At 52.4% G+C, this 24,143-nt stretch carries 24 protein-coding genes and 3 pseudogenes; 13 read left to right on the plus strand and 14 right to left on the minus strand.

From position 1 onward, the window contains the following. Positions 1-247 precede the first annotated feature (247 nt). From IAE27_RS04015 to IAE27_RS04030, 4 genes are all read right to left on the minus strand, one after another. A complete protein-coding gene (locus IAE27_RS04015; protein ID WP_004101537.1) occupies positions 248-976 on the minus strand; it encodes a MerR family transcriptional regulator in 729 nt (242 codons plus the stop codon). Positions 977-1,076: 100 nt separating this feature from the next. Beyond that, positions 1,077-1,421, minus strand: a complete 345-nt coding sequence (locus tag IAE27_RS04020) for a DUF1294 domain-containing protein (protein ID WP_064396178.1) — start codon at positions 1,419-1,421, stop codon at positions 1,077-1,079. A 98-nt stretch (positions 1,422-1,519) separates the two neighbouring features. Continuing rightward, positions 1,520-2,707 (minus strand): MFS transporter, encoded by a 1,188-nt coding sequence (locus IAE27_RS04025; protein WP_185935138.1) that lies wholly within the window; start codon positions 2,705-2,707, stop codon positions 1,520-1,522. Between the two features lie 142 nt (positions 2,708-2,849). Next, positions 2,850-3,986, minus strand: a complete 1,137-nt coding sequence (locus IAE27_RS04030) for an alpha/beta hydrolase (protein WP_071992011.1) — start codon at positions 3,984-3,986, stop codon at positions 2,850-2,852. A 171-nt stretch (positions 3,987-4,157) separates the two neighbouring features. Here IAE27_RS04030 and IAE27_RS04035 point away from each other — a divergent pair, with 171 nt between their 5' ends. Continuing rightward, on the plus strand, positions 4,158-5,042 hold the full coding sequence (locus IAE27_RS04035) for a LysR family transcriptional regulator (RefSeq protein ID WP_004101545.1): 885 nt from the start codon (positions 4,158-4,160) through the stop codon (positions 5,040-5,042). Between the two features lie 208 nt (positions 5,043-5,250). Further along, a complete protein-coding gene (locus IAE27_RS04040; protein ID WP_108703903.1) occupies positions 5,251-5,793 on the plus strand; it encodes a GNAT family N-acetyltransferase in 543 nt (180 codons plus the stop codon). A gap of 131 nt (positions 5,794-5,924) precedes the next feature. Here IAE27_RS04040 and IAE27_RS04045 read toward each other — a convergent pair. Next, positions 5,925-6,808: pseudogene (locus IAE27_RS04045) on the minus strand (LysR family transcriptional regulator). 156 nt (positions 6,809-6,964) lie between these two features. Here IAE27_RS04045 and IAE27_RS04050 point away from each other — a divergent pair. Further along, on the plus strand, positions 6,965-7,945 hold the full coding sequence (locus tag IAE27_RS04050) for an NAD(P)H-dependent flavin oxidoreductase (RefSeq protein WP_023320841.1): 981 nt from the start codon (positions 6,965-6,967) through the stop codon (positions 7,943-7,945). Positions 7,946-8,002: 57 nt separating this feature from the next. Here the strand turns inward: IAE27_RS04050 and IAE27_RS04055 are convergent. Both IAE27_RS04055 and IAE27_RS04060 read right to left on the minus strand, forming a co-directional pair. Beyond that, positions 8,003-8,119: pseudogene (locus IAE27_RS04055) on the minus strand (oxidoreductase); the annotation flags it as partial. Then, positions 8,115-9,047 (minus strand): aromatic alcohol reductase, encoded by a 933-nt coding sequence (locus tag IAE27_RS04060; RefSeq protein WP_064344595.1) that lies wholly within the window; start codon positions 9,045-9,047, stop codon positions 8,115-8,117. The pseudogene IAE27_RS04055 and the gene IAE27_RS04060, both read right to left, overlap by 5 nt. A gap of 137 nt (positions 9,048-9,184) precedes the next feature. Between IAE27_RS04060 and IAE27_RS04065 the strand changes: the two genes are divergently transcribed. The 3 genes from IAE27_RS04065 (at position 9,185) to IAE27_RS04075 (ending at position 11,769) form a co-directional block, all read left to right on the plus strand. Next, a complete protein-coding gene (locus IAE27_RS04065) occupies positions 9,185-10,090 on the plus strand; it encodes a LysR family transcriptional regulator (protein ID WP_135800134.1) in 906 nt (301 codons plus the stop codon). A gap of 667 nt (positions 10,091-10,757) precedes the next feature. Then, the gene (locus IAE27_RS04070; protein WP_004101558.1) at positions 10,758-10,946 is read left to right on the plus strand and encodes a hypothetical protein; all 189 of its coding nucleotides are present in this window, start codon (positions 10,758-10,760) and stop codon (positions 10,944-10,946) included. Between the two features lie 259 nt (positions 10,947-11,205). Then, positions 11,206-11,769: a YagU family protein gene (locus IAE27_RS04075; protein ID WP_004112567.1), complete on the plus strand. Its 564-nt coding sequence runs from the start codon at positions 11,206-11,208 to the stop codon at positions 11,767-11,769. A 54-nt stretch (positions 11,770-11,823) separates the two neighbouring features. On the opposite strand, the gene IAE27_RS04080 is transcribed toward IAE27_RS04075, so the two are convergent. After that, on the minus strand, positions 11,824-12,138 hold the full coding sequence (locus IAE27_RS04080; protein WP_032728142.1) for a PTS sugar transporter subunit IIB: 315 nt from the start codon (positions 12,136-12,138) through the stop codon (positions 11,824-11,826). A gap of 234 nt (positions 12,139-12,372) precedes the next feature. Here IAE27_RS04080 and IAE27_RS29865 point away from each other — a divergent pair, with 234 nt between their 5' ends. Beyond that, the gene (locus tag IAE27_RS29865; protein WP_259655761.1) at positions 12,373-12,498 is read left to right on the plus strand and encodes a hypothetical protein; all 126 of its coding nucleotides are present in this window, start codon (positions 12,373-12,375) and stop codon (positions 12,496-12,498) included. A gap of 163 nt (positions 12,499-12,661) precedes the next feature. On the opposite strand, the gene IAE27_RS04085 is transcribed toward IAE27_RS29865, so the two are convergent. Continuing rightward, positions 12,662-12,856, minus strand: coding sequence for a hypothetical protein (locus tag IAE27_RS04085; RefSeq protein WP_004101565.1), 195 nt, complete (start codon positions 12,854-12,856; stop codon positions 12,662-12,664). A gap of 284 nt (positions 12,857-13,140) precedes the next feature. Between IAE27_RS04085 and umuD the strand changes: the two genes are divergently transcribed. Together umuD and umuC are read left to right on the plus strand one after the other, a co-directional pair. Then, on the plus strand, positions 13,141-13,563 hold the full coding sequence (gene umuD / locus IAE27_RS04090) for a translesion error-prone DNA polymerase V autoproteolytic subunit (protein WP_004101567.1): 423 nt from the start codon (positions 13,141-13,143) through the stop codon (positions 13,561-13,563). Beyond that, the gene (umuC, locus tag IAE27_RS04095; RefSeq protein ID WP_200091998.1) at positions 13,563-14,828 is read left to right on the plus strand and encodes a translesion error-prone DNA polymerase V subunit UmuC; all 1,266 of its coding nucleotides are present in this window, start codon (positions 13,563-13,565) and stop codon (positions 14,826-14,828) included. The genes umuD and umuC overlap by 1 nt, the downstream gene beginning before the upstream one ends. Positions 14,829-14,991: 163 nt before the next feature. Here the strand turns inward: umuC and IAE27_RS04100 are convergent, their stop codons facing one another. Beyond that, complete coding sequence (locus tag IAE27_RS04100) at positions 14,992-16,059, minus strand: oxidoreductase (RefSeq protein WP_049127566.1); 1,068 nt, start codon at positions 16,057-16,059, stop codon at positions 14,992-14,994. Positions 16,060-16,072: 13 nt separating this feature from the next. Further along, positions 16,073-16,819, minus strand: a complete 747-nt coding sequence (locus tag IAE27_RS04105; protein ID WP_064344601.1) for a DeoR/GlpR family DNA-binding transcription regulator — start codon at positions 16,817-16,819, stop codon at positions 16,073-16,075. Positions 16,820-17,305: 486 nt separating this feature from the next. Here IAE27_RS04105 and zntB point away from each other — a divergent pair, with 486 nt between their 5' ends. The 3 genes and pseudogenes from zntB (at position 17,306) to dbpA (ending at position 20,145) form a co-directional block, all read left to right on the plus strand. Further along, positions 17,306-18,289, plus strand: coding sequence for a zinc transporter ZntB (gene zntB, locus IAE27_RS04110; protein WP_004101596.1), 984 nt, complete (start codon positions 17,306-17,308; stop codon positions 18,287-18,289). A 277-nt stretch (positions 18,290-18,566) separates the two neighbouring features. Continuing rightward, positions 18,567-18,731 (plus strand): annotated as a pseudogene (locus IAE27_RS29920) (hypothetical protein); the annotation flags it as partial. Positions 18,732-18,771: 40 nt separating this feature from the next. After that, positions 18,772-20,145, plus strand: coding sequence for an ATP-dependent RNA helicase DbpA (gene dbpA / locus IAE27_RS04115; RefSeq protein ID WP_070557715.1), 1,374 nt, complete (start codon positions 18,772-18,774; stop codon positions 20,143-20,145). A 44-nt stretch (positions 20,146-20,189) separates the two neighbouring features. Here the strand turns inward: dbpA and ttcA are convergent, their stop codons facing one another. Beyond that, positions 20,190-21,125: a tRNA 2-thiocytidine(32) synthetase TtcA gene (gene ttcA, locus IAE27_RS04120; protein WP_070557692.1), complete on the minus strand. Its 936-nt coding sequence runs from the start codon at positions 21,123-21,125 to the stop codon at positions 20,190-20,192. A gap of 950 nt (positions 21,126-22,075) precedes the next feature. Between ttcA and IAE27_RS04125 the strand changes: the two genes are divergently transcribed. Then, positions 22,076-23,014 carry an omptin family outer membrane protease gene (locus tag IAE27_RS04125; RefSeq protein WP_200092000.1) on the plus strand — a complete coding sequence of 313 codons (939 nt, stop codon included), beginning with the start codon at positions 22,076-22,078 and terminating at the stop codon, positions 23,012-23,014. 206 nt (positions 23,015-23,220) lie between these two features. Here IAE27_RS04125 and IAE27_RS04130 read toward each other — a convergent pair whose 3' ends face one another. Both IAE27_RS04130 and uspF read right to left on the minus strand, forming a co-directional pair. Then, positions 23,221-23,511 (minus strand): Bor family protein, encoded by a 291-nt coding sequence (locus tag IAE27_RS04130; RefSeq protein ID WP_064344609.1) that lies wholly within the window; start codon positions 23,509-23,511, stop codon positions 23,221-23,223. Between the two features lie 185 nt (positions 23,512-23,696). Further along, positions 23,697-24,131 (minus strand): universal stress protein UspF, encoded by a 435-nt coding sequence (gene uspF / locus IAE27_RS04135; protein WP_004101601.1) that lies wholly within the window; start codon positions 24,129-24,131, stop codon positions 23,697-23,699. Positions 24,132-24,143 lie beyond the last annotated feature (12 nt).

The raw sequence follows: 24,143 nt of genomic DNA on the forward strand, positions 1-24,143 counted from the left end.
AATGTGGCATAGTTAAAACTTACACAATTAATAATATTTGTCCAAGTTTTGGTGAAAATATTTTTTATTGTTGTTATTTATCATGTGGTTATTATTGAAACTTTGATGCGTGGTTCTGGAGGCGTTAGCGAGAAAAGAGGCGTCTGCGAGCGGGTGCGAAAAAGTTGCACGAAAAAGCAAAGGGGGATTTTTGTTGGGGCGATACTGAGGGGCCTGTTCGCTGCGCCACGGGGTGTGGCGTATGCCATTACAGCGCGACAATCTCCAGCGAGACAACCTGCTGCTGCCAGCGTTCAATCTGCCTCTGCCGGGCAGGCGAGAGTTTACCGGTCGTCACCAGCAGCCATTTGCGTTCTGGCAGGATCTCCGGTGCAAGGGTTGCGGGAGGGGTGGGAAGGACGTCGATGCGGTGACCCTTGCCGGTGCGCTTGAGCGCTTCAAGCCAGATTTCGCAGGCGTCCGTCAGGTGCCAGCCGGTGATCAGATAGTTATCGCCGGGCGCTTTTTTGTCCCCTTCGAGGCAAAAAGAGGTATAGGCGATAATGATGCCATCGAGAATTTCGCGCAGCGTCATGATTGCCGGGACATTGGCGGAAACCTGGCTACGCAGCGGGCGCAGCACTTCGGTGACCAGCTCGGGGCGGGGATATTCACGACCGGCGTCGTAAATCAGCTGGCGCAGTGATTCGATTTTTCCCTCTTTCAGTCGCTGCAGCATGCTTTCCTGCAAGGTGAGCCAGTTATTTGTCCGTCGCGCGCCGGGACGGGCCAGCAGGGGCTTGACCTGGCTGACCGGCACTCCTTTTTTGACCCAGTCGAGAATTTTGAGCGCCTGCTGAATATCGTCATCGCTGTACAGACGATGGCCGCCATCGGTACGCTGTGGCTTAAGGAGGCCGTAGCGACGCTGCCAGGCGCGAAGCGTGGTCGCGTTAATGCCGCAAAGCTGCGCAAATTCACCGATGGAGTAGGTCATAAGGTACACCTGATAATCAACAATACTCTCAATAATATACTACGAATAGCGGCGGGTTGAATGGCTTGCCCCGTTTACCCGCCGCCAGCGTTGCCATCGCTCAGTGAGCGGAAAAAGCATACAACCCATAAATCGCCGCCATCCCTGCGATGCTGACGATCGTACTGATGACGAACCAGGTCCTGAACGGCTGCTTTTGCGTTTTGTGGCGGAACAGCCTTTGGCCCGCTATCGCGCCAGCCCAGCCGCCCAACAGGCCAAATGTCAGTAAAGTGGCCTCTGGCACTCTACGCCAGGCCCTGCGCGCCGCCATTTTATCCACGCCATAAATCACCAGCGTCAGTACGTTAATCAGCAGCAGCCAGACAGCAAAGGGCCAGGAGGTAAAAAAGCTACCGATCGCTGCGAAGATCAGTAGCAGCCAGCAACACCGGTTGAGATGCATAATATGAGCCGCGGTTATTTTTCAGCGTGAATGCAAGCCGCATTATACGCATTACCCGCGACGAGAAAACTCCGCTGCTCGTATCGGATTCAGTGAGCTTATTTCGCCGGTTGACGGCTGGTGAGCAAAGTCATACCCACCGCGGCAAGCAGCAAAATGCCGCTTAAGCCAAACGCGCTTTGCCACCCCAGGCGGTCGAATGCCCAACCTCCAGCAGTTGAACCCAGCGCGATCGACAGCTGAATGACGGCGACCATCAGGCCGCCACCCGCCTCGGCATCATTGGGCAGGGTCCGCGCTATCCAGGTCCACCAGCCGGTTGGCGCCGCCGTCGCCAGCATTCCCCATAAGCTTAACAGTACGGCAACGGGCCAGACGTGGGGGCCGACCAGAAGCAGCGTTGCGGCAATCGCCGCCATCAACAACGGGAGGGTGATTAAGGTCTGATAAAACCGGGCGTTGAGGAGCGTCGAAACGCACAGAGTGCCGATAAAACCCGCGACGCCGATAGCGAGCAGAATCAGTGACAGACCTGAGGCGCTGATATGGGTTACCGTTTCCAGAAATGGCCGCACGTAGGTAAATAAGGCAAACTGGCCCATAAAGAAAAGTCCGCAGGCCAGCAGGCCGATGGCGACGATGGGGCGGCTGAACAGACGAAGCAAAGCACCGCGTGGCCGACTCGCTGTGGCGCTTTCCATCGCTGGCAGGCTGACGCACTGCCAGATGAATGCGGCTATCGCCAGCGGCACGAGGCAGAAAAAAGCGCCGCGCCAGCCGACGGTGGCTCCCAGGTAGCTGCCAAGCGGCGCCGCTACGACGGTTGCCAGCGCGTTACCGCCGTTGAAAATCGCCAGCGCACGGGGAACCTGGTGCGCCGGCACCAGTCTGATAGCGGTGGCCGCCGACATGGACCAGAAGCCACCGATAACGACGCCAATCAGGGCTCTTCCCGCCATATAAACCGCATAGTTGTGGGCGAGGGCAACAATCATTCCCGACGCCGCCATCAGCACCGTCAGCCCCAGCAGGAGATATTTACGATTCAGACTGCCAGCAAGGTCAGAGATGGTCAGGCTGGTCAGCACCGCCAGGGCGCCGGAAATCGCAATGCCCTGGCCTGCCAGCCCCTCGGTGATATTTAACTCTCTGGCAATCGGCGTCAGCAGGCTGACCGGCAGAAATTCGGAAGCGATGAGGACAAAAACGCACAGCGTCATGGCAAAGACGCCGCCCCAGTGGGCGGGGGGTTGAGGGTGTGGTGTATTACGACTCAATATGGACATGATGGACATCTCTGGATATTTTTTCGGCCAGATTCAGGCCCTGCCGCAAAGGACGCCTGGCATGGAATAGCGGCAAAAAAACGCGGTGAAAAGTCATGGGCGCGAGGGTCAGCCGCCCGCAAAGACGAGCGGCTCGGGGGCGTTATCTCAGGCTGGTTTTGAAGAACTGTTCAAATCTGGCAAACGGGATTTTACCGGCCGCATTATCATACAGATCGACATGGTTCGCGCCGGGGACAATGACCAGCTCTTTCTCTTTACTGCCGATAGCCTTGAAAGCGTCTTCGGCAAAATAGCGTGAGTGGGCATTTTCACCGGTTACGATCAGCGTCGGGATGGTGACTTCATTGGCATAGCTCAGCAGCGGCATATTCATAAACGACAGCGGCATGGTCGCGTTCCACGCGCCGGTTGAGTTGACGGAGCGGGCGTGGAAACCGCGCGGCATGCGGTAATAATCAAAGAACTCTTTCAATACCGGGTTCGGATTGGCAGGCAGGATTTCCGGCAGGATACGATCGCCCGCGCTGGCGTTGCCTTTCTCATCGACATAAATGTCATGTCCGCCCGGTGCGAAGGTACCGTTTTCCGCATCTTTCCAGCGCTGCGCGTTCAGATATTGCAGTACGGCGCGGCGATCGGCGGTGGTATAACGATCTTTACCGTCGCCAACGCCGTGGCCCATCGCGCGGCTCATATCGTACATAACGCTGGTGGCCACCGCTTTGACGCGGGTATCCATCGCGGCATCGTTCAGCGCCATGCCGCCCCAGCCGCAGATGCCGAGCAGGCCGATTCGGTTGCGATCCACTTCGTTTTGCAATCCTAAAAAATCCACCGCCGCGCTGAAATCCTCAGTATTGATATCCGGCGAGGCGACGTTACGCGGATGACCGCCGCTTTCCCCCGTGTACGAAGGATCGAAGGCGAGGGTGACAAAGCCCTGTTCTGCCAGGGTCTGGGCATACAGCCCGCTGGACTGCTCTTTCACCGCGCCGAAGGGGCCGCTTACGGCAATCGCCGCCAGCTTGCGCTCGCCGCGATCTTTAGGGATGTAGAGATCGCCGACCAGGGTGATCCCGTAGCGGTTCAGGAAGGTCACCTTGCGGTGATCGACTTTCGCGCTTTTCGTAAAGGTTTTGTCCCAGGTTTCGATCAGCGAAACGGGCGCGTTCGGATTGGTTGTATCGGCATAGCTCATGGTTGTTACTCCACTTAATGATGCGCATAGCAGCATGGCTGGCATGACGGCCGTCAGTTTTCTGGTGAACGCTTTCATCAATATTTCCCCTAAAACAGGTTCCTGATACAGGTTTCATACGGACAACGCTGCTGTGCTTTGTTGCAGTCCGCTGATTATAGTTAGCAGTCAGAGTGCTGATTAGCGGGGGGAAAGTGCTAAGATTCATATCAAATTGTGATAAATAGAGAAACGGTAGCGGGGAGAATGATGGCGAGGCGGGAAAACTATAACGATCTTTACCTGTTCATGCTGGTGGTGCGGGAAGGGAGCTTTACCGCCGCCGCGCAGCGGCTTGGGCTGGCGCAATCCGGCGTCAGCCGCGCCGTACGCGAACTTGAAGAAAGGCTCGGCGTACAGCTTCTGGTGCGCACGACCCGTAAACTTTCACTTACCCAGGCCGGCGAGCAGCTCTATCGAACGGTAGAAGCGGGCTTTGATGCATTGGATTCGGGGCTTTCCACTCTGGCGTATTATCGCAACACGCCTTCCGGCACCGTCCGCATTAACGCCAGCCAGCACGCGATTGATAAAGTCCTTCTGCCGAAGCTGGCGGTGTTCAAGCAGCGCTATCCTGATATCCGGCTGGAACTTATTAGCGAAAGTCGGTTTGTCGATATTATTGCAGAGCGGTTTGATGCCGGGGTGCGTCTTGGGCCGGAGGTCGGCGGCGGCATGGTCGCAGTGCGCATTTCGCCCGATATGGAGATGGCCGTTGTCGGCACGCCCGAGCATTTTCGCCGCTACGGTTTCCCGCAAACGCCAGCTGATCTGGTCGTCCATCCCTGTATCGCTTACCAGTTTGGCGACGGTAGCCTTTACGCCTGGGAGCTGAATGAGCAGGGTAAAAAAATTACCCACCGGCCTCAGGGGCAGTGGGCTTTTGCCGACAGCTATATGGAAGCGAAAGCCGCCCGCCTGGGACTGGGCCTGGCCTATGTTCCGCAGGAGCTGGTCGCCGACGACCTGGAGCGGGGCGCGCTTATCAGAGTCCTGCAGCGTTACAGCCAGCGGCTGGAAGGCTCTTTTCTCTATTATCCTCATCGCAACGTCTCCCCCGCGCTGCGGGCGGTGATAGATACATTGCGAACTTGAGCAGATACGAGGATGCCTGATACGGGAGACGGGCACGAGGAGAGGAGAGGAGCGGTGGCCGTGGCGGTCAGTGACCGGCGCAGCGCCGAATGCGAAGTTATCAGAGAAATAAGGATATGTGTTTTTAATGTTAAATGTTGTGGTTGTATTTGTTAATTTTTACGCCAGTTCCTATAATCATCGCCCAACATGTTAGTAGGGCTAAGCGATGAAGTTATTATCTACGGAGCGCACCGATATCTGTTTACTGGCGCCCGACCATGCACGGCATTTACAGGATTATTTGCTGGAAAACCGTTCTCACCTTGCGCCATTCGAACCCTTGCGAAATGACGACTATTTTACGTTAGACACTATTGCGCAAAGAATCAGCAGCGCGCGCAGAGAGTATGACGAAAAACGTAGCCTGATGCTGGTTTTCACCCTCAAAAATGAACCGCAAATCATCGGCAGTATCAACTTCACTAACTTTGTCTTCGGCGTTTTTCAGGCATGCTATCTGGGCTTTTCCCTCGATCGCGCCTGCCAGGGAAAGGGCCTGATGCGCGAAGCGTTAGAGCAGGCGATTCGGTACGTGCGTGAGAATTACGGGATACACAGGATCATGGCCAATCATCTGTCTGATAACGTGCGGAGCAGCAATACCCTTAAAAGTCTGGGTTTTGTGCAAGAGGGCTATGCGCACTCTTATCTGAAAATTAATGGTATCTGGCAGGATCACGTCCTGAACGCATTAATCTTTCCGGAATGAGTATCTGCTGTCGTGCCGCCGCCAGCCAACGCAGAGCCTATGGCCTGGCGAAGGTTTACTGACTGCACGCCTGTCCTGCTGTGAATTAATCCTGTTAATTTCACCCAGGAGGACGGTATTAAATTTGTTTTTCACAATAAGCTCTCTAACCATTCGGTAAACACCCGAACTTTGCGGGAAAGATGGCGGTGCGGATACAAAAGTGACAGTTTGCGATCGGGGGTAGGATTGTCGGGTAAGACTTCCACTAACAGCCCCCGGTCGAGATAAGGCTGTAAAAACACGTTCATCCCCTGGACTAATCCCAGGCCTGCCAGCCCCGCAGATAAATAGGTTTCTGAGTTATCCACGACCAGCTTACCGGGAAGCGTCATTTCAACGGGGCCTTCTGGCGTGGTAAACGTCCACGGCATGCTTTGTCGGCTGTTGCTGTTAATCCAGTTGATCGCCTGATGCTGCTGTAAATCCTCCAGCGTGTTCGGCGCGCCGTAGCGGGCAATATAGGCCGGGCTGGCGCAGGTCGTCATTTTAATATTGCCCAGCTTACGGGCGATATAGTCTCCGTCATCCAGTTCCCCGACGCGAAGCAGGCAGTCAAGACCATCGCGCAGCATATCTCTCCGGCGATCTGAGCTACTAAGAATGATTTCGAGGTCAGGATGCTGGCGATAAAAATCAGGAAGCCTTGGGACAACCAGTAAAGTTGCAAAAGCGATGGGCATATCAACCCGCAGCTGGCCGCGCAGTACGCGATCGGCGCCAAAAGACTCCAGTAGCTCATCCGCCTGGGAGAGTAAAGGTTTACTCCGGTGATAAAACGTTTCCCCGTCAGGCGTCAGCTAATGCGACGCGTGGTTCGCTGCAGCAAACGCGTACCGCAGTGCTGCTCAAGCAGCTGTAAGGCTTTCGTCACGGCGGGGCGATGAACTTGCAGGTTTTCTGCTGCCTGAGTAAAGCTGCCTGATTCGACAATTTCAATAAAAATTCTTATGGATTCAAAGAGATTTAATTGCATTGCTGGATTCTTTTGCCTGATGCCAGAGAAGATATTGTTATCGATTTTATAATAGTGATGAACTTTTTTAGCTATTTTTCCAAATAATCTAACGTCATACACTCCTTCCAGCAAAAACGACCCGCGCCGTAGCGCCACTGCGAAGGATAATCCATTATGAAAACTAACCGTATCTGCCAGATCCTGCATATTGAAAAACCGGTGATTCAGGGCCCTCTCTCCTGGTTGACCGATGCCCGTCTAGTCGCCGCAGTCAGCAATGCCGGGGGACTTGGCGTACTTGGCCCTAATGCCGGATTAACCGCCGCGACTGCGGTATCAACGCCCGAAGAAACCGCTGAAAAAATGCGCGAAGAGATTCGTAAAACTAAGCAACTGACCGAAAAGCCTTTTGGTGTGAACCTGATCCCCTCTCCAGACAATGACATCTGGACTCCACCCATTCTGCAGGTAATTAAAGAAGAGGGCGTCAGCGCTGTGGTTTATACCGGCTACGGTGAAGGGGCGATCATACCGTCGTTATTTAATGAACTTAAACAGGCGGGTATTGCTATTATTTATCGCGATATCAATCCAACGCCTGAAAATACTCGTCTTGCTGAAGAGGCCGGCGCCGATATCATTGTCGCGACCGGTTTTGATGAAGGGGGAACCTTGCCGGGCACCGCGCTGGGTACTTTTTCAATCGTGCCGCTGATTGCCGATGCGGTGAAAAATATTCCGCTAATGGCTGCGGGTGGTATTACTGATAACCGCACCGCCAGAGCGGCGCACGCATTAGGCGCCGAAGGGGTATTTGCCGGTTCGGTGTTCATCGGAACGGAAGAGAGCAGGGTACCGCTGTCGATTAAAAACAGAATTATTGCCGCCAACGGTCTTGATTTGCTGCTGTTCCGCACGCAGCCGCACTACTACCGCTCCCTGCCGGGCAGGCTCGCTGAAACTTTGGTCGCAATGGATAAGGCCGGCGCAAGTCATGAAGAGCTCGGCAGAGCAATGGGGGGATTGCGTGGCTTGCGTATTGGCATGCTGGAGGGGAATGCTGATGAAGGCTATATCTCACTCGGTACGGGGATCGGCACTATCCGCAGCATCAAAAGCGCCGCCAGTGTTGTGAACGAGTTAGCCGTAGGCTGAAAACCGACGCAACAAAATCATGACGGGATCTCGCGGTTGCCAAACCCCGTCATGGCATCACGCACCAAACGCGCCGTCAATGGTCTGCATGGCTCCTGTTACGAACGAGGCTTTCGGGCCTGCCAGCCCCGCGACTATTGTTGCGACTTCTTCGGGACGACCGTGGCGTTTAATAAATACGACTTTTGAGCCATGAGGCAATATCCTGGGTAGGTATATTATTTTGTGCATTCCACGTTTTATTCATTGGCCACCACATACCGTCTCCCCTGGCAAAAGCTGCGCGATAGCGAAGCATTCCATCGTCCGGGTTTGAACGTAGTTGTTCCAGTAGAGTGGGCAAAGTGAGTACCTTTTTTGAAAAGCATTTTTGAGTTACCCGCTCAACGGTGTCCGCCAGTTTTCTATAGGAAGTGGTTTCTCCGGCGATAAAGATAACGTCATTTCTCACCCGCGGTTGTTGCAAATAAATCGCGGTGGTCAGACGGCCAATATCCGCGGGTGTTGTTACGGTAACCAGGGTATCCCAGCTGCCGAGGGCATTAATCGTATTTTGCGATAAATTCACCACGTCGAAGGCAGGCTCGAAAAGAAAACTGGTAAACATACCGGTCGAAATAATCACCCATTCTGTGGCGATTTGTTCCCGTAATAATGTTCTGACATCATACTGCTCGTCCCAGACGGGTTGACCGCTGCCTTTTCCGACTACATCGTAATTTACGCCAAACTGCCAGGGAAAATAGCGCTTCACTCCGGCCTCCAGTACCGCACGGGTAATCTTTATCTGGGTTCCTGTGCCAGCAATAAATCCCATGCAGTTGATGATGGTATCAAACTCTGCAAACGGGCCCGTTAACGATGCAACCGTACCAGCGGCTACGTCGCAGGCAATAAATTCTGCCCCCGCCGCCGCCAGTTGTTGATGGCTAGCAGAAAGCAACTCCCCCCGATCGCCCCACGATCCTGGCGACACGATAACCGCGACGGTACCATTTTGTCGCTTGACCGCCGGGATTAATGAGCTGAGTACGGCTGCGCCCAACTGTCCCGCTCCCAGCACTAATACCTTTTCACCTGCATTAATATGAGATTCTCTCATTCTGACTCCTTACTGATCAGATCACACTATCGATTGGGTTTAGGGAAGTTTAGGTCGATCAGCTACATTCGATAAGGACTCAACATTGGGTTAAACTGTTCGCAAATATGGAACAATCGCGTGGGTGAAAGGGCAAAATGGATAAGCTGGAATCAATGCAGGTCTATGTTTGCGTGGTGGATTCACACGGGTTCGCCAGAGCGGCTGAGGTGCTGGGGCTGCCGCGCTCAACGGTATCGCGGGTGATTAAAGAGCTTGAAGCATACCTGGGAATTCAGCTTTTACAGCGTACCACCCGTAAGCTTAGCGTGACGGTAGACGGCCACAGTTATTATACAGAGTGCAAAAGGCTTCTGGCTGAGATCGCCACCCTGGAGTCCTCTTTCCCCGGTAGATTTGCGCAGCCCAGAGGACGCTTTAAAGTGGGTATGCCGCAGTCCCTTGCCCGACATTGTATTATCCCAGGGCTGCCGGAATTTCTGCAGCAGTATCCCGGTCTGGATATCACGATTTGTTCAAGTGATGACGTAGAAGATATTATTCAGGAAGGGTATGACTGCGCGATACGAACGGGCAGAATCGACGATTCGACCACTTTGGTTGCCCGAGAGCTTGCAAGCTTTCGCTGGGCGATTCTCGCATCTCCAGACTATATTGCCGCTCATGGTCGGCCGGAAACTCTTGACCAACTGGAACAGCATCGCGCCGTTGGCTACCTGAACCACCGTACCGGTCGGAGTATCGAGTGGCATTTTTCGCTTGCTGAGGGGGATTATGCCCTTCGCATGAAAGAGACGCTGGTCGTCGACGATACGGATGCCTACATTCAGGCTGGAATACAAGGGCTTGGGCTCATTCGGGTTGCCAGCTATCTGGCTATGCCGTACCTGCGCAGCGGCGAGCTGGTCTCCTGTCTGGAGAACTTCTCTTCCGCTTTGCCCCTTTCGCTGGTTTATCCGCAAAACAGATACCTTCCTCCTTCGGTACGGGTCTTCTATGCGTGGAGCAAAGCGCTGTTACAGCAGGCGGTCACTGACGAATAATCGCTATCCAGGGTGTTAATATTCGGGCCATTAAGCCGCGATTATGTGAGCGCCGTAACCTTGCTTCCGCCACGCGAGCAAAATAAAACTTGCTATCAAACTACTTTTGTGCGATCAATAGATGGTTGATTTACTCCACAGATCCAGTAATGAAACGAGTAGTAAAGCAGTTCTCATCTCAAGCGTTATCCATCGATAATCCTTCTTTAGAGTCTCCTTTTCGTTATTAATTAATTCTGTGAAGCCAATAGTGTTAAGTTTTTTGAACCTGCGACAACGATGACGGTCTAAGCCCGAGTAGACAAGTTCAGAAGCTGACGCGAACGGTGATAGCAAAAGTGGTAGTTTTAGTACCGCCGTTTAGCGTGAAAAAGTGCAAAAGAGATATCGCTATCCTGAAAGCACGCAACTTTTTATTGAAATTTACCGAACATTACGTGCCCTGAGGGCAAATTAAGCAAACAACAACATTAAAAAATCGCTGGTGCAGTAATAGAGCTCAATCTGGACTAAGCTTCAGAGGCATCTATCAGAAGTAATGACAATGAGTCATTGTTATTCTCAACCATTCAGAGCAGCGCGTTGACGCTGTAACAGAAAGCCGGGAAGGTGATTTCTGTGAATGTTCCTGCGGTAGAGAATGTTGTAGCAAAAAGAGGCTAACATCATGATTGACCACATTCATTTCAGGTGCCCATGCTGTCATGGGTCACAGTACAGAACATCGACTTACGATGTGTCTGAAAAAAATCCGTTTGGCGCGAAATGCATTTTTTGTAAATCGGCAATGATTACATTCGATAATATCGCCCCGCATATTGCCAGAAACTCGGCATCGCTCGAGTTACGCAAGTAACCTGGCGGCCCTGAAAGGGGCCATTAATCTTAAATTATTCAATATTGTCACCCTTTTGTCACTAAGCTGCCTGCGGGCGGCTTTTTTGTGTAAAAAAATCGCTTACGATTCGCAGGCGAAAGCATTATGGCCATAATTACAGTACATAACTGGTAGCACCGGTATCCGGAAAAGTGTGATCTTGATCAATGTTGCCTGCCCGTAATGCCATTAAAAATGAGATAAGAAAAATAAATGTAATGGATTAATGGTGATTAATATGGCGATTAAAGAGTTTTTTATTCAAACACAACCGGAAAGGCGCCGTTATGGCGTAGCGCTATTTGTCGGGGTGGTTGCAGGGATTATGTCTGCGTTCGTTAAATGGGGGGCGGAAGTTCCTTTACCCCCTCGAACCTTTTCCGGTGGCAGGGATGAGTTTAATCCGCCGTATCTTTTCTTGCGCGACTATCTGGGAATTGACCCCACGCATACGGTATATACTTTTTCCGAGCATATCATTAATCCGGTTATGGTGACGCATATTATATTCTCTCTGGTGTTTGCGGTGGGATATTGCGTTGTTGCTGAAATCTTTCCGAAAGTCAAATTATGGCAGGGGGCGTGGGCAGGGATTGTTGCTACCATTGCCGTTCACTGGATCTCATTTCCGTTACTGGGCCTGACGCCTTCCTTATTGAATATTCCAGCAGATGAGTATATTTCGGAGTTAGTGGGGCATATTTTTTGGTTCTGGGCGATTGAGATGATTCGTCGCGACCTTCGCAACCGCATTACTCACCAGCCTGACGCCGAAGTGCCTCTGGATGCGCCCTTCAGATAATTGGCTCCGCAGGAACCCGTGTTTCCACGGGTTCTTGTGGCCAGGACTGTCAGACTAAACCAGAGCACGCGGCAATGTATTCAGCGCGAAATTGAGGATCTTTTTGCCATCAAATGTAGCGTAGGGCAAGCTTTCAATAACAGCAATTTCTTGAGGTAAATGCAACGCAGCAATAAATTCGGCAATTTTATACTGAATATGTGGCGCGATCAGAACGCCATCAACGGCGGGGGCGATGCTAAAGAAGTTTTCAACCCCAACGGCGCTGATTAAGCGATCGCATTGTCGGTCATCGGCTATTTTTTGCATCCTTCGGGCAATAATACCTGCCGTTTCGCCGAACAGACAGCAGATTAGTCGTTTTTTCACGTTTTAACCCTCGGTGAGTAACCGTAGCTACCTTATTCCTCTCTGATGAACGAAAATGCGCGCTGCATTAATTTTTCATGGCAATTTATGCAGATATTTCTTGTGTCTGAGAGCATCACAGATACATCAATCGACGGCCTCTGTGACGCTGTGAATGGCAGGAGGTTAACACGCAGACTACTTTATTTTCCGTGAAATTACGAAGCGATCGCCAACTCGCGTAAGCTTTGCTCCATGTGTACAGTACTCAATAGCAAAATTAAAGAACTCATCGGAGTCGAGCTCGAAATCCAGTTCTATTTTAACGGTATCGTCGGACTGCAGAAGCTGCTTTGCCTGTTCCAGATTGCTGGCTTTTAACATGGCCATCTCTTCACCTCGTTTTAGCGCTGGTGGGATCCGGGGTTTAGCTTACAGCCTTTATTTTACGTTACCGTGACATGACTATTACCTGAACTTCTGCCGTTTGCCCACGGAAATCATCGCTATGGCTGAGCCGATAGCGATGGTATTAAGTACATTCTCAATCAACGTTATTGAAGTAGTCCCGCGCCGCCGCCTCAACGTTCTTTGCATCAATGCCCGTTTTCTCGGTGATAGAAGCAACAAACGGCTTGAACTTCTCCGTCATCACATGGCCGCCATCCCAGTGGGCAACATAAAAGCGGCACTGATAACGATAAAAGTGGAGAGTCTTATCTCCTAACGTGTAATACATATGAATCTCCAGTTCAGTATGTCGGGTGGACAACAGCAGGTTATGTACAAAGAGCGCATCTACGGATTCTATCCTCCTCCCAAATTGAGGAAATTTCCAGCGCGCAGTGCAAAACCATCTGGAATACGTAGGCCCGGGAGTGGCCTGCCTGCGACAGTCATGGTCTCAGGCAGAATTTTACGTCTTTTTATGTTTTCGCCTCAATGTTTGCCGGGCGGCTTGATAAACTCGGCTGAAAAATTAATACTGTATATAAACACAGTATTGATGTGGGAGGATCTATTATGATGTTCAATAAACCGGCTGAAATGCGTGAAATCTTGTCGATTCCGATGTTTAGTGACCTTGTGTCGTGCGGCTTTCCCAGCCCGGCGCAGGATTACATCGAGAAGGGGATAGACCTCAATGAGCTTTGTATCAGCCATCCTGCGGCAACCTATTTTGTTATGGCGACCGGCATGTCGATGGTGGATGCCGGCATTTATGAAGGTACGTTGCTGGTGGTGGATCGCGGCCTGAAGGCGAAGCATGGTGATATCATCATTGCCGCTATCGGCGGCGAATACACGGTTAAACGCCTGTGTACGCACCCTACGATGCAACTGCTGCCGATGAATCCGGATTTTCCGCCGATTGTGCTGCACAACGACGGTGAAGAGCTGGAGATTTTTGGCGTAGTCACTTTCAGTATCAACAGGCTGCGCTGATGTTTGCTCTGGTCGATGTGAATTCATTTTATGCCAGCTGTGAAATGGTCTTTCGTCCTGATTTACGTGGGCGCCCCGTGGTGGTGTTAAGCAATAACGACGGCTGCGTAATCGCGAGGAATCACGAGGCTAAACTGCTGGAGATCCCGATGGGCGCGCCGTATTTCAAAATGAAATCACAGTTTGAGCGTCATCAGGTGGCGGTATTTAGCAGCAACTATGCGCTTTATGGCGATATGTCCCAGCGCGTTATGACCCTTCTTGAGGAGCTGTCTCCCGCGGTGTATCAATATTCCATTGATGAAGCGTTTGTGAATCTCAGCGGCATCCATCGCACTGAGGAGCTTGAAGCATTCGGGCGCCACGTGCGAAGTACGCTGCTGCAGTGTACCGGATTGACGGTCGGGGTCGGGATCGGGCCGACGAAAACGCTGGCCAAGCTGGCTAATTATGCGGCCAAAAGATGGCCAAAATTCGAGGGTGTTGTCGATCTCTCTTTACAAGCCAGGCAGAGGAAACTGTTGGCGAAGGTTGCCGTCGGCGAAATCTGGGGGGTGGGGCGGCGCATGGCGAAAAAGCTGAATGATATGGGAATTACCACGGCCCTTCAACTTGCCGAAATGCCCGCTTCCCTCATCAGAAAACATTTCAGCGTGGTGATGGAACGCACCGTGCGTGAGCTACGAGGTGAGTCCTGCCTTGAACCTAAAGAGTATATGCCCACGAAACAGCAAATCATTAGTTCGCGTTCATTCAGTCAGAAGGTAAGCGAATATGGGCCGATGCGCGAAGCCATATGCAGCCATGCGGTACGCGCGGCGGAAAGGCTGCGCGCGCAGCATCAGTATTGCCGCTATGTTTCGGTATTCCTGAAAACCAGTCCTTTCGCCGGCAATGACGTCTATTACGGTAACGATGCCGGGACAGAAATTCACATTCCGACTCAGGATAGCCGGGATATCGTTGCCGCAGCGGTAAAATGCCTGGAGACTATCTGGCGGGAGGGACACCGATATCAAAAGTGCGGTGTGATGCTGGGTGATTTCTTTAGCCGGGGCGTGGCCCAGTTAGGCCTGTTTGATGACTATCGCCCGCGCGCCAACAGCGAACAGCTGATGGAGGTGCTTGATTTTGTGAATCGGCGTGAAAAAGGTCGGCTCTGGTTTGCCGGGCAGGGGATTACGCGTAGCTGGGAGATGAAACGGCACAGGCTGTCTCCAGCCTACACCACCCGGTTCAGCGACCTGCTGCGGGTCAAACTGTAAGCCAGTATGAACGGGCGCTTTATTCGCTGCCGCACGCTGTCGCCAACAAGCCCTCTCGGATACCCCGGTCAGCGTAACGCCGGGAGCCAGCGAAGAGAACTTTCCCGGAGCCGATGCAGGCGCACCGACCCGGGAATCCGCCATCAGACAGCTAGCGCAGCGTTTACTTCAGACCCGCCAGTTCCTCTGCGGTCAGCGCTAAGGTTTGCGTCGTTCCGCTCTCGGCCGATTTTACCGCGGCTTCCAGCACAGCCATTACCGCCAGCGCCTCTAACGGCGATACCGGATTGTTGATTTTGCCGGTCAGCGCGTCGCGGACGTGAATATAGTACTGGCGCTGATCCCCTTGCGGGGCGCTGATTTCACGTGACTGCAGGTCAGCATCGTACAGGACCAGACTATCGTCGTCTTGACCCCAGTCCTGGCTCCCCGGCGTCACCCCCGCCAGCAGTTGGCTCTCCTGCCGATCAGCGCGCTGTTTAACGACGCTGCCTTTATCGCCATGAACGGTAAAGCGCGCCACCCCGCCTGCCACCAGCATGCTGCAGTGCAGAACGACTTTATGCTGCGGATAGTTGAGGACCACATGCGCCCAGTCGTTGATTTCCGCGCCTTCACGCAGGGTAGCGATATTTCCCTGGACCGACTGCGGCAGACCGAATAGCTGTAGCGTCTGGTCGATCAGGTGCGGACCTAAGTCAAACCACAGGCCGCTTCCCGGTACGTTCTGCTCCCGCCAGCGGACACGTACTTCCGGGCGGAATCGGTCGAAATGGGACTCAAAATGTTTCACTTTGCCGATAAGCCCTTGTTCGATAACCTGCTTCACTCCCAGATAGTCGCTATCCCAGCGACGGTTATGGAACACCGACAGCACCCGCTGTTTCTCCTCCGCCAGCGCAATCAGTTCGCGGGCCTCCTGCATATCCAGGGTAAATGGTTTATCGACGACGACATGTTTACCGGAATTTAAAGCCAGACGGGCAAGGGGAGCGTGCGTCGCGTTAGGCGAGGCGATGACGACCAGATCGACATCCGGATGCTGAATCGCCGCTTCAGGCGATGCGATGACGGTGACGTCCGGCAGGTCGCGTTTGACTTTCTCTTCATCGCGCGAGGCGACAATCGCCAGATTCAGGCCTTCGATGGACTGAATCAGCGGCGCATGGAAAGTCTTGCCGACGAAGCCGTAGCCAATCAGGGCAATATTAATAGTCTTAGCGTTACTCATAAGCATCTCCGCGTTATTTAGTCTCAGCGATATTAAGTTGTGTTGAGCCGTTGTCCTGCAATTCTTCCCATGGCCGGTCGAGAAAGAGCTGATGGATGTCGGCGAGCCCGGCAACCAGCCAGGGCTCGCAGTGATTCAGTTTCAGATGATCGGCGACCAGCCAGTGTTCTGCGCTGGCCGCCAGCATGGCGCGCTTGACTTCAGCATCCGCTTCCTGACTGGCGCTAAGGCCGAGGTCGGCGTGGAGTGCGCAGGCGCCGAGGATCGCGATATCCGCCCGATAGCGTTCCAGCAGAGATACCGTCGCGCTTCCGGCAAACAGGCGCTGCTGTCGGTCCCATTTTCCACCCAGTAAAATCAGCTCAATATCCGCGCGATCGCTGAAGTGTTGTGCAATATCCAATGAGGTGGTGATGACCGTCATCGGGCCCTGTATCCAGGCGGCGACGGCCAGCACGGTACTACCCGCATCAAGAAACAGCGTCGATCCGCCGGGGATCTTCTCCGCCACCATTTTCCCGATCCGCTGCTTGGTATCCGCCAGCAGCGTATTGCGGTTCTGGCGATTCATTATCGAGAGATTAAGCGCGATAGCGCCGCCGTGGTTTTTCTGGGCAAGCCCCTGTTTTTCAAGGTCGCTAAGATCGCGGCGCAGCGTATCCGCAGATACCTGCAGTTTATCAACCAGTTCGCTGATGGTGACCTGGCCTTTTTCACTAAGGATATCAATGAGGTATTTTTGTCTGGCCGTTTTATGCACTATTATGACCCCGCAAAATGCTGCAATAACTCGCATAATACAGCATTTTGCGCAAAAAGAAATCGGCAGCATCGGCGGTCTGGCGCTAACGACGCAGCTGCCGCGTTTTGTCCCGGCGAAGAATTCAGCGGGCCATAATGACTAACTTGCAAAAAGCTATTTCTCATCTATGTTTATTCTGCTTGTAACAATGGAGGATAAAAGCATGTGTACCCATTTGCATGATAACGCGCGTCAATACGCCGAAGAGAAAAAATGAACGACTCCCGTTAACCTGTCTTGCCGCCGGCATACGTTCTGGCGACGGAGGATCGCGCAGGTTAGCCGCTGTATCGCAAAGTTTATCCACGACCCGCCGCCGGCGGGTTCTTCGTTTTTGCGTCCCCACTTTTCGCCAGTGAATTCAGCAGGATGGGCTTATTAACTCTTGCGTAACCGTCGCGTAAGGCTAGACTACGAAAATGTGCATGAGTTAACGGAGGTCCAGTGGACGCCATAAAAGGATCGGAACTGAACGTGCCGGATGCCGTTTTTGCATGGGTGTTCGACGGGCAGGGCGGCGTAAAGCCGCTGGTCGACAGCGATACCATTGATAAAGAGCATCCTTGTTGGCTGCATCTCAATTATACCCATGTTGATAGCGCGGAATGGCTGGCATCGACGCCGCTGCTGCCTAATAACGTACGCGATGCGCTGGGTGGGGAGAGCACTCGTCCCAGAGTGACGAGGATTGGCGATGGGGCATTAATTACGCTGCGCTGTATTAACGGCAGCACCGATGAGCGCCCGGACCAACTGGTTGCGATGCGTCTTTATATGGACGAGCGGTTAATTGTTTCTACCCGGCAGCGCAAAGTGCTGGCGCTGGACGATGTGCTCGGCGATTTGCGTGAGGGCAACGGGCCGGTTGACGGCGGCGGCTGGCTGGTGGAAGTCTGCGATGCGCTGACCGATCACGCCAGCGAATTTATTGAGCAGCTCCATGACCGGATTATCGATCTGGAAGATGATTTACTCGATCAGCAGGTGCCGCCGCGCGGCTTTCTGGCGCTGTTGCGTAAACAGCTTATCGTCATGCGCCGTTATATGGCGCCGCAGCGTGATGTCTATGCAAGGCTGGCCAGCGAGCGGCTGCCGTGGATGACCGATGACCATCGGCGGCGGATGCAGGATATTGCTGAGCGTCTTGGCCGCGGTCTGGATGAAATTGATAGCTGCATCGCCAGAACGGCGATTATGAGCGATGAGATCGCGCAGATTATGCAGGAGTCGTTATCGCGCAGAACCTACACGATGTCGCTCATGGCGATGGTTTTTCTGCCCAGTACCTTTTTAACCGGGCTGTTCGGGGTTAACCTCGGCGGCATTCCCGGCAATAGCTGGCATATGGGTTTTTCTATTTTCTGCATAATGTTAGTCGTTCTCATTGGGGGTGTTACATGGTGGTTGCATCGTAGTAAATGGTTGTAAAGAATCGTCTTTTGTCGCGATGGCGATGATGAAAACCCGGCAATGTTTGAGCGAAATCAATAAACCATCTACCCATTCAGGGCAATATCTCTCTCGCAGGTGAATGCAACGTCAAGCGATGGGCGTTGCGCTCCATATTGTCTTACTTCCTTTTTTGAATTACTGCATAGCACAATTGATTCGTACGACGCCGACTTTAATGAGTCGGCTTTTTTTTGCGCTCTGTCTCCCAGCTTCTACGCTTAATTGGTGTACCCGTCCATCACCGGGAGTCAATATGCGTTATCAACCGCTGAACTCAATACCCATACCGCCGGAACCCAACGATCCTGTGCCGGTCCACGATCCCAAGCCACGTCCGCGCCCGTTGCCCGATCCGCCGCCTGACGATGAGCCGATTAAATTGTCGCATCGGGAGCGGAGATCTGCGAGGATACGCGCCAGCAGATTGTCCGCCCCTCAATGTAATGCGAGAAATTATTGTGACCGCTTTTTCAACTCTGAATGTTTTGCCCGCCGCCCAGCTCACTAATCTGAATGAACTGGGGTATCTTTCGATGACCCCGGTTCAGGCAGCGGCTTTACCCGCGATTCTTGCGGGCAAAGATGTCCGCGTGCAGGCAAAAACCGGCAGCGGTAAAACGGCGGCATTCGGCCTCGGGCTACTCCAGCACGTTGACGCTTCGCTGTTCCAGACCCAGTCTCTGGTGCTGTGTCCGACCCGCGAGCTGGCGGATCAGGTGGCCGGTGAACTGCGTCGCCTGGCGCGTTTCCTGGCGAATATCAAAATATTAACCCTCTGCGGCGGCCAGCCTTTTGGCGCTCAGCGCGACTCGCTGCAGCACGCGCCGCATATTATCGTCGCCACGCCGGGACGCTTGCTCGATCACCTGCAGAAGGGCACCGTGTCGCTGGACGCTTTGCAAACGCTGGTGATGGACGAAGCGGATCGCATGCTGGATATGGGTTTTAGCGATGCCATTAATGACGTGATCCGCTTTGCGCCGGCGTCGCGCCAGACGCTGCTGTTTTCCGCCACCTGGCCGGAAGCGATAGCGGCAATCAGCGGCCGCGTGCAGAATAATCCGCAGACTATTGAAATTGATGCCGTTGATGCGCTACCGGCTATCGAACAGCAGTTTTTTGAAACTTCGCAAAAGGGTAAAATCGTGCTGCTGCAAAAGCTACTAAGCCAGCATCAGCCCGCCTCCTGCGTGGTGTTCTGTAACACCAAAAAGGATTGCCAGGCCGTTTGCGATTCGCTCAACGCCGCCGGGCAGAGCGCGCTATCGCTGCATGGCGATCTTGAACAGCGCGACCGCGACCAGACGCTGGTGCGTTTTGCCAATGGGAGCGCGCGCGTTCTGGTGGCGACCGATGTCGCTGCCCGCGGCCTGGATATTAAATCGCTCGAACTGGTGGTGAATTATGAGCTGGCCTGGGACCCGGAGGTACACGTACATCGCATTGGCCGTACCGCTCGCGCCGGTGAAAGCGGTCTGGCGATTAGCCTCTGCGCGCCGGAAGAGGCGCAGCGTGCGAACATTCTTGCCGAAATGCTGCAAATGAAGCTCAACTGGATGGACGGGCCGATGAATAGCTCGATCACGCCGCTGCAGGCAGAGATGGCCACGCTGTGCATTGACGGCGGTAAAAAGGCTAAAATGCGTCCGGGCGATGTGCTGGGAGCGTTGACCGGTGATATCGGTCTTGATGGTGCTGACATCGGAAAGATCGCCGTTCATCCGGCGCATGTTTACGTTGCCGTACGTCAGAGCGTAGCGAATAAGGCATTCAGGCAGCTTCAAAACGGCAAAATTAAAGGCAAGGCCTGCCGGGTACGTTTGCTGAAATAGGCCCGGCAGCGGCGTCTCAGGCGATTGCCTGAGACGCAGGAGGATTATTTCACTTCCACCACGTTCAGACGCAGAGCGTCCAGCTGCGCATCATCTTCTTCCGGTTGCCAGCCGGCCGGCTGCGTCGGGAGCTCTTCGCGATCGAACGCCAGGTCGCCGCCGTCAACGACCGCAGAGCCGTGATGAATGCCTTTGAAGTCGAACAGATTAACGTCGCTGAGATGAGAAGGCACCACGTTCTGCATCGCGCTAAACATGGTTTCGATGCGTCCGGGATAGCGTTTGTCCCAATCGCGCAGCATATCGGCAATCACCTGACGCTGTAGGTTCGGCTGCGAACCGCACAGGTTGCACGGGATAATCGGGAAACCTTTCGCCTGAGAGAAACGTTCAATATCTTTTTCCCGGCAGTAGGCCAGCGGGCGAATAACGATATGTTTACCGTCGTCGCTCATCAGCTTCGGCGGCATCCCTTTCATCTTACCGCCATAGAACATATTCAGAAACAGAGTCTGCAGGATGTCGTCGCGGTGGTGGCCAAGGGCGATTTTGGTGGCGCCCAGCTCAGTCGCGGTGCGGTAAAGAATGCCGCGGCGCAGGCGCGAACAGAGAGAGCAGGTGGTTTTACCTTCCGGAATTTTTTCTTTAACGATGCCGTAGGTATTTTCTTCAACAATCTTATATTCAATGCCCAACTGCTCAAGGTATTCCGGCAGGATATGTTCCGGGAAGCCCGGCTGTTTTTGGTCGAGGTTCACCGCCACCAGTGAGAAGGATATCGGCGCGCTTTTTTGCAGATTGCGCAAAATCTCCAGCATGGTGTAGCTGTCTTTACCGCCGGAGAGGCAAACCATGATGCGGTCACCTTCTTCAATCATATTAAAATCAGCGATAGCCTCGCCGACGTTACGGCGCAAGCGCTTCTGCAATTTGTCGATATTGTATTTTTCTTTCTTTGTAACTTGCTGATTATCAAGCATTATAAACGTTCTCTGAAACAAAAGGCATGTAAGGGGCAAAGTTAACATTACGGTGCAAGTCTGGCGTCAGGCATTTAAAGCCTATCGCCGTTGATTTCTTCCATCCCTGTATTGTCGACGTTGAACACAATTTTTACGTTTTCATGCCCCATCTGGTTAGCAAAGGGTTAGCACCGGCTTACCGCAGCCGGCAGGCAAAAGTATGTCGCGTATGGTACGGATTCCGACGACGAATACCAGCGCGTTTTACGGCAGCTTTCCATCTGCTGACGATTAGTGTCGTGAGTTTTGGTCTCCCTGCACCTGGCATGAAGAAAAAAACGTCGTTTTCATGCTCGCCACGCCCATACGCCTGGTGATGGACGGAATCAGGTAGAAGAGGCGAGAACTTACTCTTCGCGATAATCAGTTAGCGTTGGCAATGTGTCTCACTTTTAAAGCAGGTACCAGGTAATCATAGGTACAGCCTGCTCCAGCTGGCTTCTGCAACCACTGAAGAGAAACGGGGTAAGATTTCTTCCCTCCCCGTGACACGGTGAATGGACGGGTTCAGCCAGGCGCAAGGTAATATAGATTTTTTGCTTTCACACTTATTGTTCAGCCTTTTCCCTAAGCCACCCGGATCGCGATATAATCATTTGCCTCCTGATAATTATACCGCGAAGATATTTTTTTAAGTACTTAACAGGTGTGCATATTGAGAATAATAACCCAGCCCATGCTGATTCTCTGCAACTTCGCTGGGGTAAGATTTATTCCTAATAATAATCTGAGTATATCCCTGTACAATGAGATTTTTCCTTGCAAAACGAAGTGCTTATCATATCCCCATTCCTTTTCCCTTGCTTAGGAATAAGAACATTACAAAAATTGACAGTTGCCTAATATTTTTATGAGATTTAAACTTTCACTGCAACTCATGGATTAACTTTGGTTATGGGAATAAAAAAATGAAAAAAAGTACCGTTGCAGTAATGATGATAGCGGCCCTTTCAGGAACAACTTATGCCGAATCAATACAGCTAAGCCCAAACTTTTCTGCAGAAAGTTTTACTGTATCAACGTCTGCAGGGATGCTGAGTGGGAAATCACAGGAGAGAGTTTATGACGCGGATTCAGGGCGGAAAGTCAGTCAACTTGACTGGAAAATAAAGAATGTCGCCATTGTGAAAGGCGATATCTCATGGGATGCCTACTCCTTTTTGACGCTGACCGCCAGAGGCTGGACGTCAATGGCTTCAGGCTCAGGACATATGGATGACTACGACTGGATGAACGATAACCAGTCCGGTTGGACAGATCATTCATCGCATCCCAGCACTAATGTCAATTATGCCAATGAATACGATCTCAGCGTGCAAGGATGGATTTTCCAGGACGAAAATTATAAAGCAGGCGTCATTGCGGGTTATCAGGAAACACGTTTCAGCTGGACAGCTACCGGTGGTTCTTACAATTATGATAACGGTGCGACGACTGGCAATTTTCCAACCGGTGAGCGAGGTATTGGATACAGCCAGCGATTCTCCATGCCCTACATTGGTCTGGCGGGTCAGTATCGTATCAATGACTTTGAATTTAATGCCTTGTTTAAGTTCAGTGATTGGGTCAGAGCTCATGATAATGACGAACACTATATGCGTGAGCTGACTTTCCGCGAGAAATCAACTAATTCGCGTTATTACGGTACAACGGTTGATGCCGGATATTACATCACGCCTCATGCCAAAGTTTTTGCTGAATTCACCTACAGCAAATATGAAGAGGGCAAAGGAGGCACTCAAATTATTGATACCTATAGCGGTGAATCAGTTTCTATAGGAGGAGATGCGGCTGGCATTGCAAATAAAAACTATACCATTACAGCCGGTCTACAATATCGATTCTAAATCATCACCTCCCGCGGATATAGCAAGTAAAACTCGCTAATCCCTCGGTGTGCAATCATAAGTGTGTAGTGTCTCCCTGTCCGGGAGACACTACATTTTTCGCCGCGACATCCCCGAATGCTTAAGAGGATATCGCAACAAGCGCTAATCGCTCAAGGATCGCTTAAAACCTGAAGCAGGAGGAACTTATCCTCATGCGCCGGTAATTATTTAGCGCAATACACGCGCGCTTCACGCGGAGTATAAATACCCAGGGTCACAAAACCCAGCAGGCCGTTGACAAAAGTCTGCTGCACTTCAGTACGAACCACTTTATCCGCGCCGCCGCAAACGTTAGCCGCATCAATCTGTTTCGACTGGCCAATGCCGCTGACAAAGAAGTGGTGAGTGGTCACCTGCTGAGGTTGAACGGTGACGCCAGGATTTACCGAGAAGCTCTGCTGGGCGCAACCAGAAATAGCGGCCGCGGCGAAAACTACCATAATTAACTTTTTCATTTCATCCCTATAATTTTCTAAAACATCCCCACATTCGGGCAAGGGTTTTATACAGCAAAATGAAAAAGACACAACGTACTAATTTTTAAAGTACCAGATAAATGATCGCCTTATCTGCGACGCTTCGGGTACGATCCAAGTTTCAGATTGCGGAAAAAGCCCGCACGGCGGCGGGCAGGATAGGTTTATCGTACGACCAGTACCGAGCATTCCGCATGGCGGACAACGGCGGCGGCGTTAGAACCCAGCAGATAGGTGGTGATATCGGGACGGTGCGAAGAAATGATCACCAGATCGGCGGGAAGGGATTTCGCCATAGCGAGAATTTTATCTTTCGGCGACCCCTCGGAAACGTGTAAATGGACACGGTCTTCCGGAATAGTAAATTTTTTCACAATCTCTTTCAGCCGCGACTCCGATTCGGCTTTGAGGTCGTCCATCGCCGGCAGCTCTGCGGTATAGGCCATTCCCAGCGAAGCGTAATAGGGAAGGGAGGGAATGACGGTCAGGAAATGCACCTCGGCATCATCGATTCTGGCTTCAGCCTCAACGTGCTTGATAACACGGTCAGTTAATTCTGTATCGGAAATATCGATGGGCACAAGAATCATTCTGTTCATATAACCTCCTGT

It is taken from the genome of Klebsiella sp. S69 (assembly GCF_016516145.1).
GTDB lineage: Bacteria > Pseudomonadota > Gammaproteobacteria > Enterobacterales > Enterobacteriaceae > Klebsiella > Klebsiella oxytoca.